Source organism: Lysobacter sp. Root494, from assembly GCF_001427225.1.
Lineage (GTDB): Bacteria > Pseudomonadota > Gammaproteobacteria > Xanthomonadales > Xanthomonadaceae > Agrilutibacter.
Window position 1 is genome coordinate 195,752 of sequence record NZ_LMFH01000006.1, and the last position, 17,928, is coordinate 213,679.

Sequence of the window (17,928 nt, forward strand, 5' to 3'; positions counted from 1 at the left end):
CCCGAATCTCCACGGCGGGCCGAAGTCCGCCTAATTCAAGGAACTCCCCCATGTCTTCTTCCAAGATCGCCCTCGTCACCGGTGCCACGCGCGGCATCGGCTTTGAAACCGTTCGCCAGCTCGCCAGCAACGGGGTGCACGTGCTGCTCGCCGGTCGCGATCGCGGCAAGGCGGTCGAAGCTTCGCTGAAGCTGCAGGCCGAAGGATTGTCGGTCGAAGCGATCTCGCTCGATGTCACCCGCGCGGACAGCATTACCAGTGCCGCCCAGGAAATCGCACAGAAGCACGGCAAGCTCGACATCCTCGTCAACAATGCCGGCGTCTTCCGCGACGATGCGGAGCGTAAGCCGTCGGAACAGTCGCTCGACACCTGGCGGGAAACGTTCGACACCAACGTGTTCGGCGTGGTCGCCACGACGCAGGCATTCCTGCCGCTGCTGAAGCTCGCGCCGTCCGCTCGCATCGTCAACGTGTCGAGCATCCTCGGTTCGGTCGCGGCGAATGCCGATCCGGCTTCGCCGATCTACGATTTCAAGGTGCCGGCCTACAACGTGTCCAAGAGCGCGGTAAACGCTTGGACGGTGCAGCTGGCGCACGAGTTGCGCGACACGAACATCAAGGTGAACGCCGTGCATCCGGGTTCGGTGAAGACCGACATGAATTCGCATGGCGAACTCGAAGTCGCCGACGGTGCGAAGACCAGCGTGCGGATGGCGCTGCTCGACGATGCCGGTCCGAATGGTGGCTTCGTCTATTTCGAGGACACATTGCCATGGTGAGCACTTTCAACTTTCGTCCGCTTGCCGTCGCCGTCGCCACGATGGTGCTTGCGGCGTGCACGGTCGGTCCCGACTTCGTGCGCCCGGACATGCCAACGCCCGAACACTTCGCGCAGGCTGGCAATGCAGGACAGGGCGACGCCGTCGATGGCGAAGTGCCTGTGCAGAACGGCGGTTTCGTCCTCGCCACCGACAACGAGTTCTGGCGCGGCTTCAATGATCCGCTGCTGACGCGGCTGGTCGAGGAAGCGTTGTCGGCCAACCACGACCTGCGTATCGCACTGGCGAATTACGACCGGGCGAATGCGCTGTTGCGCGGTGCGAAGTTCGATTATTTCCCGACGATCACGGCGACCGGCGAAGCATCCGACGGGCGTGCCAGCGCCGACCAGGCGCCTGGGGTGTCGCGCGCGGACCGCGATGCCGAGAGTTACAGCGCGAGCGCGCAGGTGTCGTGGGAACTCGACCTGTTTGGTCGCGTCCGCCGCGGCGTGGAAGCCTCGCGTGCTGGTGCGGCGGCTTCGGGCGCGGACCTGCAGGCGATGCAGGTTGCCATCGTCGGTGAGGTCGCACGCAGCTACGTTGATCTGCGCGGGCTGCAGGAGCGACTGCGCGTGGCTCGCGAAAACGCGGAGAACCAGCAGGAAACGCTGCGCCTCGTCGATGCGCGTTTCAATGCGGGACGCGGCACCGAGTTCGATACGTCGCGTGCGCGTGCACAGTTGGAAGCCACGCGTTCGCGCGTTCCTGCACTGGAAGCGCAGGTGGCGGTAACGATGCATCGCATCGCGGTGCTCACTGGCCGCACGCCGGACGCGTTGATCGGGGAACTCGAGCAACAGCAGCCATTGCCGCCGTTGCCGGCGCGCATCGATCCAAACGCGCCTGGCGAGGTGTTGCGCCACCGTCCCGATGTCGCGGCAGCGGAACAGCGCCTGCATGCGGCCACGGCGCGGATCGGCGTCGCGACCGCAGACCTGTTCCCCCGCTTCACGCTCGGCGGCCTGATCGGTTCGCAGGCGATCGACAGCAGCGCGCTCTTTGAACGCGACAGCGAAACGCGTCTGGTGGCGCTCGGCATCGATTGGTCGTTCCTCGATATCGGCCGCGTGCGCGCCCGCATCAAGGCCGCTGACGCGGATGCCGAAGGCGAACTCGCGCGTTACGAACAAACCGTGCTGCTGGCGCTCGAGGACACCGAGAACGCACTGGTCCGCCACGCCCGCGCGCGCGTCGAGGACCAGCATCTGGAACAGGCAGCGCTCGACAGTGCGAAGGCGGCACAGCTCGCGCGCGTGCGTTTCGAAGCGGGTGCGGCGGATCTGTTCGAAGTGCTCGATGCCGAACGCACGCAGTTGCAGGCGCAGGATGCGTTCGCGGATGGCCGGACGCGGAGCGTCAACAGTGCCGTGGCGTTGTACAAGGCGCTGGCGGGCGGCTGGCCGGAGCGGATGCCGGAAAGAAAGAAAGTGGCGGGACGGTAAGTCCGCTCTTTGGCACGCGGTGCACTGGCATTGCCCGCGCACCGCGCGTCAAAGCAATGGCCGTTGCGGCGGGTCTTCCGCGCTGTAGTCGAGTTTTCCTCCAACGATCCTTGCGGCCCCCGTGTATGGATGTTCCTGCGCACGACCGGGCTGCACCAGGTGGATCACGGTCCAGCCTTGTGCCTTGAAATCGTCGGCAATCAGGCTGCGATGGCATTGCCACCACATCGCTTCGGCGCACATCATCGCCGTGCGCTTGCCTCGCGCGAGCGCGGCCAGGCGATCGCGCGCGTGACGGTACTCGCTGGTGCCCATGTAGTCCGCATACCCGCGGAAATGCAGGTTGCGCCATGCTGTGCTGGCCGAGTCCTTGCGCGGACTGCGTCGTCCGCCCAGGTCCGGCATCGGTACGAATTCGATACCCACCGCAGGCAGTGACCGCGCCATCGCTTCAGCCGCGAATTGCGGATGGCGACGCGAACCCGGATAACGCCGCACATCGGCGAGGGCTTCGATGCCCGCTTCACGCAGCATCGCGACGAATGTGTCCCACTCGCGCGTGGAATGGCCGATGGTCCAGAGCGTGTGAGATTCGTCCATGGTGCGGATGGTGGCTGCGGAGGTGTGAAACTTTCGCGCGGGGTGTGATGTTCACGCAGCTAGCACCGAACTCGCGAGGCGTCACCATCGATCACGGCGCCGGCTCTACCCAGACCTCCTCCTGCCGCCAGTGCGATCCGGGTTCAGTCGTCGCGCGAGGAGCAGACCTCCGAGCCAGAGTTCGTGTGCCGAGGGCTGGGCGACGGGCTAGGGTCCGGCAAAGGGTTCGAAACCGGCCACGGCCGGATCGCGAGTTGACTTGCCTCGCAGCCTCCCCAACCATTGCACCCTGCGGCGATCGCCGCGCCCGCAACGAGACCAGGACAAGGTGGCCCGCGGAAACGTCGGCCGAGCGTGTGACATGAGCACTACCACCGCCCATCGCTGACACGTCCTCAGGTCCCGTTTCGACGGCGCCCTCGGGGCGCCGTTTTCGTTTCCGGTATCCGTCCGCTGCGGATCCGACCCGCTCCAAGAGATCTCCGCTCCCATGATCGCCATCACGCTCCCCGACGGCAGCCGCCGTGAATTCGACAACCCCGTGTCCGTCGCCGACGTCGCCGCCTCCATCGGCGCCGGCCTGGCCAAGGCCGCGCTCGCCGGCAAGGTCGACGGCAAGCTCGTCGACACCAGCTTCCGCATCGACCACGACGCCTCGCTCGAGATCGTCACCGACAAGCATCCCGACGCGCTCGACGTGCTGCGCCACTCCACCGCGCACCTGCTCGCGCAGGCCGTGCAACGCCTGTTCCCCGGCGCGCAGGTCACGATCGGCCCGGTGATCGACAACGGCTTTTATTACGACTTCGCCTACGAACGTCCGTTCACGCCCGAAGACCTGCCGGCGATCGAGGCCGAGATGCAGAAGATCGTCAAGGAATCGTTGCCGGTGTCGCGCAGCGTGAAGTCGCGTGACGAAGCGGTCGCCTTCTTCAAGAACATGGGCGAGAAGTACAAGGCCGAGATCATCGAATCGATTCCGGCCAACGAAGATCTCTCGCTGTATTCGCAGGGCGAATTCACCGACCTGTGCCGCGGCCCGCACGTCCCCGGCACCGACAAGTTGCGCGCCTTCAAGCTGATGAAGGTCGCCGGCGCCTACTGGCGTGGCGATTCCAACAACCAGATGCTCAGCCGCATCTACGGCACGGCCTGGCTCAACGACAAGGACCTCAAGGCGTACCTGACGCAGCTGGAGGAAGCCGAGAAGCGCGACCACCGCAGGATCGCCAAGCAGCAGGACCTGTTCCACCTGCAGGAAGAGGCGCCCGGCCTGATCTTCTGGCATCCGAAGGGCTGGTCGGTGTGGCAGGTGGTCGAGCAGTACATGCGCCGCGTCTACCGCGAGACCGGCTACGGCGAGGTGCGTTGCCCGCAGATCCTCGACGTGTCGCTGTGGAAGTCCTCGGGCCACTGGGACAACTACAAGGACAACATGTTCTTCACCGAGTCGGAGAAGCGCACCTACGCGCTCAAGCCGATGAACTGCCCGGGCCACGTGCAGGTGTTCAAGCAGGGGCTGCACAGCTACCGCGACCTGCCGATCCGCTACGGCGAGTTCGGCGCCTGCCACCGCAATGAGCCCTCGGGCGCGCTGCACGGCATCCTGCGCGTGCGTGGCTTCACCCAGGACGATGGCCACATCTTCTGCACCGAGGACCAGATCGAGGCCGAAGTGACCGCCTTCCACCAGCAGGCGATGAAGGTCTACGGCGACTTCGGCTTCACCGACGTCCAGCTGAAGATCGCCCTGCGCCCGGAACCGCGCCTGGGCGACGACGCCACGTGGGACAAGGCCGAGAATGCGCTGCGTTCGGCCCTGCGCGCGGCTGGCGTGGAATGGCAGGAGCTGCCGGGCGAGGGCGCCTTCTACGGCCCGAAGATCGAATACCACCTCAAGGACGCCATCGGCCGGACCTGGCAGCTGGGCACCATGCAGGTCGATTTCATGATGCCGGGACGCCTCGGGGCCGAATATGTCGACGAACACAGCCAGAAGCGGCATCCGGTCATGCTGCACCGCGCGATCGTGGGTTCGATGGAGCGCTTCATCGGTATCCTGATCGAGCACCATGCCGGCCATTTCCCGGCCTGGCTGGCGCCGGTGCAGGCGGTCGTGGCGAATATCACCGACGCCCAGGCCGACTGGGTCGAGGAGGTTCGGAAAACCCTTTCAAATCAAGGCTTCCGGGTGCAATCCGATTTGCGGAACGAGAAGATCGGCTATAAGATCCGCGAGCACACGCTGCAGCGCGTGCCGTACCTGCTGGTGGTCGGAGACCGCGAAAAGGAAAACGGCCTGATCGCTGTGCGTACGCGGGGAGGGGAAGATCTCGGCACCATGTCCGTCGCCGATTTCGCCTCGCGTTTGCGCAGTGAGAGCGCACAGTAGTGGTATGAACCCCGGCCGCCGCTGCGTGCGACCGGTACCCGCTCGTCTATCGACGTGCGACTTCTTGGAGATCGCAACATCAGTACCCCCGAAAAGCCCAATCGAAAGAACCAGGAAATTCGCGTACCCCGCGTGCGCGTCATCGGCAGCGATGGCGAAATGATCGGCGTGCTCACGCGCGACGAGGCGTTGAATCAGGCGCAGGAAGAGGGTCTCGACCTCGTCGAAATCCAGCCGAACGCCGATCCGCCGGTCTGCAAGATCATGGATTTCGGCAAGTTCAAGTTCGAGCTGCAGAAGAAGGCGAACGAGGCCAAGAAGAAGTCCAAGCAGGTCGAGATCAAGGAACTCAAGTTCCGGCCGGTCACCGATGAAGGCGACTACCAGATCAAGATGCGCAACATCCGCCGGTTCCTCGAGGAAGGCGACAAGGTCAAGATCAACATCCGCTTCCGTGGCCGCGAAATGAGCCACCAGGAACTGGGTCGCGAGATGGCCGCGCGTATCGAGGCGGACCTGGGCGACGAGATCGTGATCGAGTCGCGCCCGCGCCTGGAAGGGCGGCAGATGGTGATGATGATCGCGCCAAAGAAGAAATAATCGGCCGAAGGCCGATGCCAACTGGTCCCCTCTCCCCGCCTGCGGGGAGAGGGCAAAGAGTGAGGGGAGGGGCGCCGAAGGGCGCCCTTCGCTTTTCAGGGGAAAAGGCGCCCCTCATCCGCCCTTCGGGCACCTTCTCCCCGCAAGCGGAAAGCGGAGAGAGGGAGATCCAGCCGGGAGGTGGCCGCAAGCGGAGGGAAACCGCCTGCCGGGCCTGAGCTCCGGATTCACTGCAAGACAAAACCCTCGCCCCTGCGGGGGACAGCGTTGCGCAGCAACGCAGGGCGAGGGGCGGGCCGCCCGGTCGGCCCGTAACCCCCGGAATTGCAAGGGAATCCATCTCCCGGCATAATGCGCGGCCCGGTTCACCGGGTTTGCAGTACGCAGCACTACGGAACCTGTCGCGATCCCTTCGGGATCAACGACTTACAAGCCGGCACGGGCAGGAAGGAAAGCGCGTTTTTTGCGCTTCGCGGCGAAGCCGCCAAGCGCAAAAGGGCCGCCCAGGCCAGTCACAGAAATCCGAAAGGACATCGCAATGCCCAAGATCAAGACCAATCGGGCGGCGGCCAAGCGTTTCCGGAAGACCGCTTCCGGCAAGTACAAGGCTGGCCACGCCAACAAGAGCCACATCCTCACCAAGAAGGCGACCAAACGGAAGCGCAACCTGCGGCAGACGAACCATGTTCGTGCCGAGGACGCAGGCCGTCTGGACCGCATGCTTCCGTATTTGTGAGGAGATGAGAAATGGCACGAGTTAAGCGTGGTGTTACGGCACGAGCCCGTCACAAGAAAATCCTGAAGGCTGCCAAGGGCTACTACAACGCCCGCCGCAAGGTCTTCCGCGTCGCCAAGCAGGCGGTCACCCGGGCGCTGCAGTACGCCTACATTGGCCGCAAGCAGAAGAAGCGCAACTTCCGTTCGCTGTGGATCACCCGCATCAACGCGGCGGCCCGCATCAACGGCATGAGCTACAGCCGATTTATCAACGGCCTGCTGAAGGCCGGCATCACCCTCGACCGCAAGGTGCTGGCGGACATCGCCGTGCACGACGCGAAGGGTTTTGCGGCGCTGGCAGAGAAGGCGAAGAGCGCACTCGCAGCGTAAGTTGATCGGCGGCAATCCGGGTCCGGATTGCACGTTCGCACAACGCAGTACACGCATGGGGAAGGGCGCAAGTCCTTCCCCATGTTTCGTTTTGGGAAACCGTTTTTGTTCTTGCTCGTCATTCCCGCGAAAGCGGAATCCAGTGACTTGTAGTGCCGGGCTTGCCCGGCATGCTCTTCCGGGCAGACAAAGGCGAAGTCGCTGGATTCCCGCTTCGCGGGAATGACGATGTGGTGATCTGAGAGGTCGCTGAGAAATGAGTGGAATCGAATCACTGACGCAGCAGGCACTGGCCGACATCGCCGCGGCGGAAACACCGGACGCGATCGAAGCGCTACGCGTCGCCCTGCTCGGCAAGAACGGCTGCGTCACTGCCCAGTTGAAGCAGCTCGGCACGCTGCCGGCCGACCAGCGCAAGGCCGCGGGCGAAGCCATCAACCAGGCGCGCGACGTGCTCACTGCTGCGCTGCACGAGCGCAAGGTGAAGCTCGAAGATGCCGCGCTCGATGCGCGCCTCGCATCGGAAACGATCGACGTCACGCTGCCCGGCCTCAACGCCGCGCGCGGCGGCCTGCATCCGGTCAGCCGCACGATGGAACGCATCGCCGACATCTTCGGCCGGCTCGGCTTCGAGCTGAGCAACGGTCCGGAAATCGAGGACGACTGGCACAATTTCGAAGCGCTGAACTTCCCGCCGCATCATCCCGCACGCGCGATGCATGACACGTTCTACTTCGGCGACGGCCGCCTGCTGCGCACGCACACCTCGGGCGTGCAGGTGCGCTACATGCAGGAGAACAAGCCTCCGCTGCGCATGATTGCGCTGGGCAAGGTGTATCGCAGCGACAGCGACCAGACTCACACGCCGATGTTCCACCAGTGCGAAGGCCTGCTGGTCGACGAGCATGCGAGCTTCGCCGACCTCAAGGGCACGCTGGCCGAATTCGTACGCGCGTTCTTCGAGCGCGATTTCGAGATGCGCTTCCGCCCGAGCTATTTCCCGTTCACCGAGCCCTCGGCTGAAGTCGATATCGCGTGGCAACAGCCGGATGGTTCGACGCGCTGGCTGGAAGTGCTCGGCTGCGGCATGGTCCACCCGAACGTTCTGCGCAACGTCGGCATCGATCCGGAGAAGTACACCGGCTATGCCTTCGGCATGGGCGTGGAACGCTTCGCGATGCTGCGTTATGGCGTCGATGACCTGCGCAGCTTCTTCGAGAACGACGTGCGCTTCCTGAAACAGTTCGCGTGATCGTAGGGTGGGCTCCAGCCCACCATCTTCGCAATCGTTCGCGGTGGGCCAGGGCCCACCCTACAGGTAACGGGCATCATGAAATTCAGCGAAAACTGGCTGCGCCAACACGTCACCACCAACGCCACGCGCGATGAACTCGCCGCGACGCTGACGGCCATCGGCCTCGAGGTCGAAGACATGACCGTGCTCGGCCAATCGCTCGACGGCGTGGTCGTCGCGCAGATCGTCAGCGCGGAAAAACATCCCGAAGCCGATCGCCTGCAGGTCTGCCAGGTCGACACCGGCAATGGCACCGTGCAGATCGTCTGCGGAGCGCCGAATGCGCGCGCGGGCCTGAAGGCGCCACTCGCAACCGTCGGCGCGAACCTGCCCGGTGGCATCGCGATCAAGGCCGCGAAGCTGCGTGGCGTCGAATCGCAGGGGATGTTGTGCTCGGCGAAGGAACTGGGCGTCGACCCCGATGCATCCGGCCTCCTTGAACTTCCGGGTGATGCACCCATCGGCGCGAAGCTCGCCGAATACCTCGGCCTGCCCGACGCCACCATCGAGCTCAAGCTGACACCCAATCGCGCCGACTGCTTCAGCGTGCGCGGTATCGCCTACGACGTTGCCGCTGCACTGGAAAGCCAGGTGACATCGCTGGAGACAGCGCCAGTACCCCCGCAGAGCCAGGCCGTGCTGCCCGTCGAACTGGATGCGGGTGCCAAAGTGCCGCGCTTCGTCGGCCGCGTCATCGATGGAGTGGATGCGGACATGCCGACGCCGGCATGGATGGCCGAACGCCTGCGCCGCAGCGGCGTGCGTCCGATCAGTTTCCTCGTCGACGTCACCCAGTACGTGATGTTGGAACTCGGCCAGCCAATGCATGCCTTCGACAAGGATGCGCTGCACGGTGCGGTCGTCGTGCGTCCTGCACGCGCCGGCGAAGAGATCAAGCTGCTCGATGGCCGAACCGTGGCCCTCGATGATGACTTCCTTGTCGTTTCCGACAGCGAAGGGGGCAGGGCGGCGCGTGCCGTAGCGCTCGGCGGGATCATGGGCGGCCACGACACCCGCGTCACCGATGCCACGCGCAACGTCTTCCTCGAAGCCGCGCACTGGGTGCCGTCCGCGATCATCGGCCGCAGCCGCAAGCTCGGCATGCACACCGACGCGGGGCATCGCTTCGAGCGCGGCGTCGATCCGGAACTGCCGCGCATCGCCGTGGAATACGCAACGAAGCTCATCCTCGACGTGGCAGGGGGCGTGCCCGGACCCGTGATCGAAGCCGTGCGTGAGGCCGACCTGCCGAAGCCGCAGGTCGTCAGTCTGCGCCGCGAGCGCCTTGCGCGCGTGCTGGGCGTGCGCGTGGTCGACGTAGAAGTCGAACGCATCCTCACCGCGCTGGGCCTGGGCATCGAAACCATCGACGACGGCTGGCGCGTCACCGTGCCGACCCGCCGCTTTGACATCGCGATCGAAGAAGACCTGATCGAAGAGATCGCGCGCATTCATGGCTACGACAACATTCCAACCACGCTGCCGGCGGCTGCGTCGCGCCTGGTCGCGCCCTCGGAAACCCGCGTGGACGAAGCGACCGCGCGCCGGCAGTTCGCGGCACGCGACTATCTGGAAGCGGTGAACTACGCCTTCGTCGATGCCGACCTGCTGGCGAAGTGGCGTCTGACCGACGGCAATGTGCCGCTTGCGAATCCGCTCAGCGCGGAACTCGCGGTCATGCGCACCGCATTGCTCCCGGGCCTGGTGGCCGCGCTGAGCCGCAACGTCGTTCGTCAACAGTCGCGTGTCCGCTTGTTCGAGCTCGGCAATGTCTTCGCCGCAAATGGCACCAATGCCCCGATCGAAACCCAGCGCATTGCGGCGGCCGCGTGCGGGGACGCACAGGGCGAGCAGTGGTCCGGGAAGTCGCATGCGGTCGGTTTCCACGACCTCAAGGGCGACCTCGACAGTCTTGCAGCCGCGGCTGGGGCGCAGCTCGAATACCGCCCTTCGCAGCCGGCGTGGGCCCACCCGGGCCGTTCGGCCGACGTGGTTCGTATTGATGGAAGCGGCGGCGCCGTGAAGCTCGGCTGGATCGGGCAGCTGCATCCCCGCCTGCAACGCGACCTGGATCTGGGCACCGACGTGGTCGCTTTCGAACTGGACCTCGCCGGGTTGCTGGCCCGCGCAGTGCCGAAGGCAGGCAGCCTCTCCCGCTTCCCGTCCGTCCGCCGCGATCTCGCGTTTGTCGTTCCCGAGAACACCCCTTGGGCAGCTGTCTCCGCGACAGTGAGACAGGCGGCGGGCGCGTCGCTGCGAGACCTCGTGCTGTTCGACCGCTACGCCGGCAAGGGCGTGGAAACCGGATTCAAGAGTCTGGCTATGGGCTTGATTCTGCAGGAAGAATCCCGCACCCTCACTGACCGCGACGTGGACGCGGCGGTGGCTTCGGTGACCGCCGCCCTGCAACAGGAACACGGCGCAGTCATTCGTAGTTGAGGGTTGCGAGCGATGGCATTGACCAAGGCTGAAATGGCCGAACGGCTGTTCGACGAAGTCGGGCTGAACAAGCGCGAGGCCAAGGAATTCGTCGACGCGTTCTTCGACGCGCTGCGCGAAGCCCTCGAGAACGGCCGCCAGGTGAAGCTGTCCGGTTTCGGCAACTTCGACCTGCGCCGCAAGAACCAGCGGCCGGGCCGCAATCCCAAGACAGGCGAGGAGATTCCGATTTCCGCCCGCACGGTCGTGACCTTCCGCACCGGCCAGAAGCTGAAGGAGCGCGTCGAGGCCTATTCGGGAGCGCAGCAGAATGCTTGACCCCGGCAGCAACCGCGAACTCCCGCCGATCCCGGCCAAGCGCTACTTCACCATCGGCGAAGTCAGCGAGCTGTGCGACGTGAAGCCGCATGTGCTGCGCTACTGGGAAACCGAATTCCCGATGCTCAGCCCGGTCAAGCGCCGCGGCAACCGCCGCTACTACCAGCGCCACGAGGTGCTGATGGTGCGCCAGATCCGCGGCCTGCTGTACGAACAGGGCTACACCATCGGCGGCGCGCGCCTGCGGCTGGAAGGCGAATCGGCGAAGGAAGAGTCCGCGCTGAGTTCGCAGATCATCCGGCAGGTGCGGATGGAGCTGGAAGAGGTCCTGCAACTGCTGAAGCGGTAATCCACACTGGTCGCACTGCGGCATGGTTGAACGGATTTTGTGGAAGCACTCCCGCGGCACGCTATACTTGCCGCCCGCGCAAAACGCGGAACAGCCAGAGTTTTCGGGGTATAGCGCAGCCTGGTAGCGCATCTGCCTGGGGGGCAGAGGGTCGTCGGTTCAAATCCGGCTACCCCGACCAATTCGAAGAACACGACGCCCGGCCAACGCCGGGCGTTTTGTTTTGCGGCACGTGAATGTGCCATTCGGATCAGGGCCCGACGCCACGGGCGCATGAACCTTCTTCGTGCTGCGATGTCGGAAAGCGATGCCGCTACGGCAACTACGGAGAACAACGGATGCGTTCGAGGAAGATGATCGGCCTGATGCTCGGATACGTGCTCGCGACGGCGGCCAGCGCGAATGAAGCTGCGGCACCCACGATCAGGCCCATCCGCGACGAAGCACCCATCGTGGTGACCGGGGCGCTCCCCGGCCCGGGAATGTGGAAAGTCTCGCGAAACGGGCACGTCATGCACGTCTTGGGGACCGTGTCGCCGCTGCCGAAACGGATGGAGTGGATCTCGCGCGATGTCGAACGCGTGCTCGCGCAATCGGGCGAAGTCGTTTTCGGACCGGGCTATGTCGTCGATACCGACCTCGGCTTCTTCGGCAAGCTGTCGCTACTGCCTTCGCTGATCGGCGTGCGCAAGAACCCCGACGGCAAACTGCTGCGCGACATGGTGTCGCCCGAGTCGTATGCGCGCTGGCTGGTGCTCAAGCAGCGTTACATCGGCCGCGACGGCGATGTCGAAAAAATGCGTCCGATATTCGCCGCGAACGAGTTGTACGAAGCGGCGATCGAAGACAGCGGCCTCACCGGCAAGCGCATCGTTTCACCGGTGATCGAAGCTGCGATCAAGGAACACGGGATCAAGCGAACCGATCCGAAGGTCAAGGCCACGCTGAAGAATCCGAAGGCGGCGCTGAAAGAATTCCGCTCCGAGCCGCTCGGCGATCGCGAGTGTTTCGACAAGATGCTGGCGAACCTGGAAACCGACGTGACTCGCATGGCCGAACGTGCCAATGCCTGGGCAGTCGGCGATGTCGATTCATTGCGCAATTTGCCGTTGGGCGATCAGTACCAGGCTTGCCAGAAAGCCCTCACGCAAGCGTCGGTCGCGCAGAAGAACGGGCTCGGCAATTACGAGGCGGAGGTTCGCGTGGCCTGGCTGTCTGCCGCCGAAAACGCAATTGCCAACAATGCGGTGAGCTTTGCTGTGCTGCCGATGTCGGAACTGTTGAAGCCGGATGGTTATCTCGCCGACCTGGAGGCGAGAGGCTATCTCGTTGAAGCGCCCTGAACTTCGGCGAAAGCCCGGAGTTCAGGCCGCGATGATTTCGAGCTGCATGCCCAGGCCAGCGATGTCTTCGGTTTCGCCGTAAAGGTCGGCCTTGACCAGCGGGCGCGCCTCCAGCCAACGCTTGGAGACGGTCAACGTCAGCTGGTTGCCATCGGCCTTCAGGTCCAGCCGCGGAATCTCGCCGTTCTCGTGCGAGCGATGCAATAACACCGCAAGACGGAGCAACGCGGCGCTGCGGCGCGCAGCGGCAACGAGGCGGTCCGGCACGGCTTCGAACGCCGACTTCGGAATGTTGCGCCGGTGCGTGCGGATGAGTGCGGCAAGAAACCGCTGCTGCTGTTGCGAGAAGCCGGCGATGTCGGAATGCTCGATCACGTACGAGCCATGCACGTGATACTGGCTGTGGGCGATTACCAGGCCCAGTTCGTGCAGGCGTGCGGCGCGCGCGAGCATGAGGCGGTCGTCGGCATCCAGCGACCAGCTCTTCGCGACCTGGTCGAAGAGTTGCAGCAGCGTGTGTTCGACACGCATCGCCTGCTTCTTGTCGATCGCGTAGCGCGACATCAGTGCATCGACGGACGAATCGCGCGGATCGTGCGCGCCGCCACGGCCGACCATGTCATGCAGGATGCCTTCGCGCATCGCCGCCTTGCTTACCTGCATGCGTTGCAGGTTGAGCGCGGTGAAGGCGGCTTCGAGCACCAGCACGCCGCCGGCGATGACCGGGCGGCGTTCGGACGAAAGGCCGGGCAGGTCTATGTCGTCGATATGGTCGGCCTGCAGCAGGCGATCGCGCACCTGCGGCAACGCTTCGGCGGTGACGGCGCCCTTGGTGAGTTTCATCGCGGCGCAGATTTCGCCGATGGCCTTGTTGGTTCCCGATGAACCGAGGACTTCATGCCAACCCAGTGCGCGATAGGTGCCGGTGAACTGCTGGAATTCCGCCGTGGCTTCCGTCAGGGCATCGCGCCACTTCTTCTTCGACAACTTGCCGTTGGGAAAAAAACGGCGCGTGCTCGCGATGCAGCCGAGTTGCAGGCTCTCGCGTTCGATCGCCTCGAAACCCGAGCCGATGATGCATTCGGTCGAACCACCGCCAATGTCGATGACCAGCCGCAGTTCACCCGGTTTGGAAGGCTGTGCATGCGCAACGCCGAGATACACAAGGCGAGCCTCTTCTCGGCCGGACACGACTTCGATCGAATGGCCCAGCGCTGCTTCGGCCGGCACGAGAAACGACTGCGGTTGCGCCAGGCTGCGCACGCTGTTGGTCGCGATCGCGCGAATGCGCTGTGGCGGGATGTCCTGCACCCGTTGGCCGAAGCGTGCCAGGCATTCGATCGCGCGCTGGCGTACCGCGTTATCCAATCCACCTTTGGCATCGAGGCCTTCGGCGAGACGCACGGTTTCACGCAGGCGGTCGACGATACGCAGCTGCCCAAGCAGATAGCGCGCCACCACCATGTGGAAACTGTTGGAGCCGAGATCGACGGCCGCAAGCAGGTCGCCGTCTTCTAGGGGAAGGCGCGTGCTCGGGAAGAGGTCATTCATGTGGACATGATCCCATGTTCATGCGCGTGCCCGGAATGCCTGGCGCGCTTCGTGGCAATGCGGGGGCATTCGCTTGCCACGATGGGACGGTTGCTTCCGGGGTCGTCAATCGTCAACTGCAGATCTTCGCCAGCAACGCGGCCTGCGCCGAATGCGGCGGCCCATCAGAAGCCTGCAACCGTTGGTAGCTCCCGTCCGAACGCAATTCCCATGCACTGACGTTGTCGGCGAGATAGTTGGCCAGTGCTTCGTCGAATACGCGGTTGGAAAGAGCGGGATCGATCAACGGGAAAGCGGTTTCGACCCGACGCAGGAGATTGCGTTCGAGCCAGTCCGCACTGGAACAGAACAGGTCGGGTGTTCCGTCGTTCGCGAACCAGTAGACGCGATGGTGCTCGAGGAAGCGTCCCACGATCGAACGTACGCGGATGTTGTCCGACACGCCCGGCACGCCCGGCCGCAGCGTGCATGCGCCGCGCACGATCAGGTCGATCTGCACGCCAGCCTGCGACGCCTGGTAGAGCGCGCGGATCACCTGCGGTTCGTTGAGTGCGTTCATCTTGGCGACGATTCGCGCCGGCTTGCCCGCCTGCGCGTGTTTCGTTTCGCGGTCGATTCGCTTGAGCACGCCGGCATGCAGCGTGAAAGGCGATTGCAGCAGGCGCTTGAGCCTGATCACCGGCGCGAGGCCGGAAATCTGCTGGAAGATCTGGTGGACGTCGCTGCCGATATCCGCATCCGCCGTAAGCAGGCCGAAGTCGGTGTAAACACGCGCCGTGCCGCTGTGGTAGTTGCCGGTGCCCATGTGCACATAACGGCGCAGCTTGCGGCCCTCGCGACGCACGATGAGCAGCATCTTCGCGTGTGTCTTGTAGCCGACGACGCCGTACACCACCTGCACGCCCGCATCCTGCAGGCGGTCGGCAAGGCCAAGGTTGGCTTCCTCGTCGAAGCGTGCGCGCAGTTCGACGACGACGGTGACGTCCTTGCCGTTGCGCGCGGCCTGGACGAGATGGTCGACGATCGGCGAATCCTTGCCGGTGCGGTACAGCGTCTGCTTGATCGCGAGTACGTTCGGATCTTCCGCTGCCTGCTTGATCAGCTCGAGTACGGGCGCGAACGAATCGAAGGGATGGTGGAGCAGCACGTCATGGTCGCCGACCATCTCGAACATGCCTTCGATGCCGGTGAGCACACGAGGCTGGAAGATCGGGAACTTGAGTTCGGGCCGCTGCACCAGGTCGTACACCTGGATGACGCGATTGAGGTTGACCGGGCCGTTGATGCGATAAACCGCGTTCTCCGGCAAGTCGAAGTTTTCCAGTAGCGTACGGACGATCGGCTTCGGACACTGCTCGGCGATCTCCAGCCGCACCGCGCGCAGGTAGCCGCGGCCGGCGAGTTCGTCGCGCAGCGCGAGTGCGATGTTGTCGACTTCCTCTTCGTCGACCATCAGTTCGGAATTGCGGGTGACGCGGAACTGATACGCGCCTTCGACCTTCATCCCGGGGAACAGTTCGTCGACGAAGGCCGACAGCACCGCTGACAGGAACACGAAATCGTGCGGACCGCCGGAAACTTCCTCCGGCAGCTGGATGATCCGCGGCAGCGAGCGCGGTGCGCGAACGATCGCCAGGTGGCCGGCCCGGCCGAACGCATCGCGGCCCTTGAGAACGACGACGATGTTCAGCGACTTGTTGAGGATCTTCGGGAACGGGTGCGCCGGATCGAGGCCGAGCGGCGACAGCACCGGCATGATTTCTTCGCGGAAGTAGTTGCGAAGCCATTCGGTCTGCTTCTCGCTCCAGGCGTCGCGGTGCAGCACGCGCACGCCGGCTTCGGACAACGCGGGGCGCAGCACGTCGTTCCAGCATTCGTATTGCGCGGCGACGAGGTCGGCGGCGCGATCGTGGATGCGCGCGAGTACCGTCGCAGGCGCAAGGCCATCCGCCCCCGGTGCCAGGCCAAGATCCTGCGCGTGGCGCAGGGTGCCGGCGCGGATCTCGAAGAACTCGTCCAGATTGGTGCAGGAAATGCACAGGTAACGCAGGCGTTCGAGCAGCGGGATGTTCGCGTCCTGAGCCTGCGCGAGCACACGGAAGTTGAAGTCCAGCTGCGAGAGTTCGCGATTGAAGTACAGCGACGTGTCACGCAGCCGGTCGATGTCGCTGCCGGCCTCGTTCGCTGCAGCGGGGGCCGCGTGGTTGGCCAGATCGGCGGCTGGTTTCATGGCAGGGCGGCTCTCACGTCGAAGGCATCCAGTGATTCGCGAGGGCGCACGCGTTCGGCGCCGAAGTGAGAGGAGAACGTGCTGCCGCGGCCGACTTCGCTGGTGATCTCCAGCCGGGCCTGGTGCAGGTTGAGTACGTGTTTGACGATCGAGAGTCCCAGGCCGGTGCCGCCGCTTTCACGCGAACGGCTGGTGGAAACGCGATAGAAGCGTTCGGTGATGCGCGGAAGATGTGCAGCGGGAATGCCGTAGCCGGTGTCGGCGACTTCCAGTATCACACCGGTATTTTTCGCGAGCGCGCCACTGCCCAGGCGCTCCGGTTTGTCGTTGCGAAAGCGGATGGTGATGTGGCCGCCTGCGGGCGTGTAGCGGATCGCATTGCTGACCAGGTTTGAGAACGCACTGTGCAGTTCCTTATTCGAGCCAAACAGATCGACGCCTGCGCTGTCTTCGACGCTGATGTCGTGCCGGCCCTGGCTCAACGCGACGGCTTCGCGGCGCAGCGTGTTGAGCATGGACGGCATCGCGACGATTTCCTCGTTCGCTAGATGGTCGGCCGATTCAAGGCGCGACAGCATGAGCAGGTCTTCGACCAGTTGCGTCATGCGCTGCGATTGGCGCTGCATCTCGGCGAGCATCGGCGCCCAGTCCGGATGCTCGGTTGGATCGAGCATGTCGAGATAACCGTGCACGACGGTCAGTGGCGTGCGCAATTCGTGCGAGACGTTGGCGACGAAATCGCGGCGCATCTGTTCCAGCTGCAGCAGCCGGGTGACGTCGCGCGCGACCAGCAGCCACAGGTTTTCGGAATACGGAATCAGGCGCAGGCTGAGGGTCAGTGTGGTGTTCCAGGGCGACGTGACTTCGAGTGGCTCGGCGTTGCGGCCGGCCGCCAGCCAGTGCGAGAGCTGCAAGGGCTGCAGGCGATCGGCGATCGGCGCGTTGATGTCCTCCGGATGCCGGAGGTGCAGCAGGCCGTGCGCGGCTTCGTTGAACCACTGGATGCGCTGGCTGTTGCGGTCGACCACGACGATCGCGTCGGGCAGCGCCGCGGCGGCCGCGCGATACGCACGCAGCATCTCGATCAGGCGGCGCTTGCGCGCGCGCATTTCCTGTTGGCCGCGGTGCAGCAGGCGGTCGAGTTCGTTCCACGTGCCTTCGCCCAGTGGTGGCGTGTGACGCTGACGCGCGGTAAGCCGCGTCAGCAGCCTGCGCAGGCGCCAGTAGTGCCAGGCGACCACACCGAGCGCAGCGAAAGTGAGCACCTGCCACGGACGCTGGATCAAAATGCCGATCAGCGCCGCCGCCAGCAGGATCAGGGCGAGCTGACCCAGGGTTCGGAACCAGGCGGAGCGGGCGCGGGGCGGCATGGGTCAGGGCCGTGATTCGATGATTCGAGGTTCGCTCCGAGGAGCCGTCATCCCGAGCGTAGCGAGGGTCCT

Annotated in this window: 15 protein-coding genes and 1 tRNA gene; 12 read left to right on the forward strand and 4 right to left on the reverse strand. The window is 64.6% G+C overall.

Annotated features, from left to right (window positions below; translation table 11 throughout):
- Positions 1–50 precede the first annotated feature (50 nt).
- A complete protein-coding gene (locus tag ASD14_RS10180; protein WP_056132902.1) occupies positions 51–779 on the forward strand; it encodes an SDR family oxidoreductase in 729 nt (242 codons plus the stop codon).
- A complete protein-coding gene (locus ASD14_RS10185) occupies positions 776–2,263 on the forward strand; it encodes an efflux transporter outer membrane subunit (protein ID WP_235565377.1) in 1,488 nt (495 codons plus the stop codon). Before ASD14_RS10180 ends, ASD14_RS10185 begins: the two co-directional genes overlap by 4 nt.
- Positions 2,264–2,311: 48 nt before the next feature.
- Here ASD14_RS10185 and ASD14_RS10190 read toward each other — a convergent pair whose 3' ends face one another.
- Positions 2,312–2,863: a DUF488 domain-containing protein gene (locus ASD14_RS10190; protein ID WP_056132910.1), complete on the reverse strand. Its 552-nt coding sequence runs from the start codon at positions 2,861–2,863 to the stop codon at positions 2,312–2,314.
- Between the two features lie 490 nt (positions 2,864–3,353).
- Here ASD14_RS10190 and thrS point away from each other — a divergent pair, with 490 nt between their 5' ends.
- The 10 genes from thrS to ASD14_RS10240 all read left to right on the forward strand — a co-directional run bounded on the left by thrS (position 3,354) and on the right by ASD14_RS10240 (position 12,705).
- Complete coding sequence (gene thrS / locus ASD14_RS10195) at positions 3,354–5,255, forward strand: threonine--tRNA ligase (RefSeq protein ID WP_056132912.1); 1,902 nt, start codon at positions 3,354–3,356, stop codon at positions 5,253–5,255.
- Between the two features lie 54 nt (positions 5,256–5,309).
- Positions 5,310–5,855 (forward strand): translation initiation factor IF-3, encoded by a 546-nt coding sequence (gene infC / locus ASD14_RS10200; RefSeq protein ID WP_082538904.1) that lies wholly within the window; start codon positions 5,310–5,312, stop codon positions 5,853–5,855.
- Between the two features lie 538 nt (positions 5,856–6,393).
- The gene (gene rpmI / locus ASD14_RS10205; RefSeq protein ID WP_056132915.1) at positions 6,394–6,591 is read left to right on the forward strand and encodes a 50S ribosomal protein L35; all 198 of its coding nucleotides are present in this window, start codon (positions 6,394–6,396) and stop codon (positions 6,589–6,591) included.
- Positions 6,592–6,602: 11 nt separating this feature from the next.
- On the forward strand, positions 6,603–6,962 hold the full coding sequence (gene rplT, locus ASD14_RS10210) for a 50S ribosomal protein L20 (RefSeq protein WP_056132917.1): 360 nt from the start codon (positions 6,603–6,605) through the stop codon (positions 6,960–6,962).
- Between the two features lie 256 nt (positions 6,963–7,218).
- Positions 7,219–8,214, forward strand: a complete 996-nt coding sequence (gene pheS, locus ASD14_RS10215) for a phenylalanine--tRNA ligase subunit alpha (RefSeq protein WP_056132920.1) — start codon at positions 7,219–7,221, stop codon at positions 8,212–8,214.
- 78 nt (positions 8,215–8,292) lie between these two features.
- Positions 8,293–10,695, forward strand: a complete 2,403-nt coding sequence (pheT, locus tag ASD14_RS10220) for a phenylalanine--tRNA ligase subunit beta (protein ID WP_056132925.1) — start codon at positions 8,293–8,295, stop codon at positions 10,693–10,695.
- Positions 10,696–10,707: 12 nt separating this feature from the next.
- Positions 10,708–11,013, forward strand: a complete 306-nt coding sequence (locus ASD14_RS10225) for an integration host factor subunit alpha (RefSeq protein ID WP_056132927.1) — start codon at positions 10,708–10,710, stop codon at positions 11,011–11,013.
- Positions 11,006–11,362, forward strand: a complete 357-nt coding sequence (locus ASD14_RS10230; protein WP_056132930.1) for a MerR family transcriptional regulator — start codon at positions 11,006–11,008, stop codon at positions 11,360–11,362. Before ASD14_RS10225 ends, ASD14_RS10230 begins: the two co-directional genes overlap by 8 nt.
- Before the next feature lie 104 nt (positions 11,363–11,466).
- Positions 11,467–11,543 (forward strand) — tRNA-Pro (locus tag ASD14_RS10235).
- Between the two features lie 157 nt (positions 11,544–11,700).
- Entirely contained in the window at positions 11,701–12,705 is a 1,005-nt protein-coding gene (locus ASD14_RS10240; RefSeq protein WP_056132933.1) for a TraB/GumN family protein, read from the forward strand.
- A 21-nt stretch (positions 12,706–12,726) separates the two neighbouring features.
- Here the strand turns inward: ASD14_RS10240 and ppx are convergent, their stop codons facing one another.
- The 3 genes from ppx to phoR form a co-directional block, all read right to left on the reverse strand.
- Positions 12,727–14,256 carry an exopolyphosphatase gene (gene ppx / locus ASD14_RS10245; RefSeq protein WP_056132938.1) on the reverse strand — a complete coding sequence of 510 codons (1,530 nt, stop codon included), beginning with the start codon at positions 14,254–14,256 and terminating at the stop codon, positions 12,727–12,729.
- Between the two features lie 112 nt (positions 14,257–14,368).
- The gene (ppk1, locus tag ASD14_RS10250) at positions 14,369–16,486 is read right to left on the reverse strand and encodes a polyphosphate kinase 1 (protein ID WP_082538906.1); all 2,118 of its coding nucleotides are present in this window, start codon (positions 16,484–16,486) and stop codon (positions 14,369–14,371) included.
- Positions 16,483–17,856, reverse strand: a complete 1,374-nt coding sequence (phoR, locus tag ASD14_RS10255) for a phosphate regulon sensor histidine kinase PhoR (RefSeq protein WP_056132942.1) — start codon at positions 17,854–17,856, stop codon at positions 16,483–16,485. Before phoR ends, ppk1 begins: the two co-directional genes overlap by 4 nt.
- Positions 17,857–17,928 lie beyond the last annotated feature (72 nt).

What these genes read in the sequence shown, in the direction of transcription:
- ASD14_RS10180 (WP_056132902.1), top strand. Translation starts at nt 51, where the DNA reads ATGTCTTCTTCCAAGATCGCCCTCGTCACCGGTGCCACGCGCGGCATC.
- thrS (WP_056132912.1), top strand. Translation starts at nt 3,354, where the DNA reads ATGATCGCCATCACGCTCCCCGACGGCAGCCGCCGTGAATTCGACAAC.
- ppx (WP_056132938.1), bottom strand. Translation starts at nt 14,256, where the DNA reads ATGAATGACCTCTTCCCGAGCACGCGCCTTCCCCTAGAAGACGGCGAC.
- rplT (WP_056132917.1), top strand. Translation starts at nt 6,603, where the DNA reads ATGGCACGAGTTAAGCGTGGTGTTACGGCACGAGCCCGTCACAAGAAA.
- ASD14_RS10190 (WP_056132910.1), bottom strand. Translation starts at nt 2,863, where the DNA reads ATGGACGAATCTCACACGCTCTGGACCATCGGCCATTCCACGCGCGAG.
- ASD14_RS10240 (WP_056132933.1), top strand. Translation starts at nt 11,701, where the DNA reads ATGCGTTCGAGGAAGATGATCGGCCTGATGCTCGGATACGTGCTCGCG.
- ASD14_RS10230 (WP_056132930.1), top strand. Translation starts at nt 11,006, where the DNA reads ATGCTTGACCCCGGCAGCAACCGCGAACTCCCGCCGATCCCGGCCAAG.
- pheT (WP_056132925.1), top strand. Translation starts at nt 8,293, where the DNA reads ATGAAATTCAGCGAAAACTGGCTGCGCCAACACGTCACCACCAACGCC.
- phoR (WP_056132942.1), bottom strand. Translation starts at nt 17,856, where the DNA reads ATGCCGCCCCGCGCCCGCTCCGCCTGGTTCCGAACCCTGGGTCAGCTC.
- ppk1 (WP_082538906.1), bottom strand. Translation starts at nt 16,486, where the DNA reads ATGAAACCAGCCGCCGATCTGGCCAACCACGCGGCCCCCGCTGCAGCG.
- ASD14_RS10225 (WP_056132927.1), top strand. Translation starts at nt 10,708, where the DNA reads ATGGCATTGACCAAGGCTGAAATGGCCGAACGGCTGTTCGACGAAGTC.
- rpmI (WP_056132915.1), top strand. Translation starts at nt 6,394, where the DNA reads ATGCCCAAGATCAAGACCAATCGGGCGGCGGCCAAGCGTTTCCGGAAG.
- pheS (WP_056132920.1), top strand. Translation starts at nt 7,219, where the DNA reads ATGAGTGGAATCGAATCACTGACGCAGCAGGCACTGGCCGACATCGCC.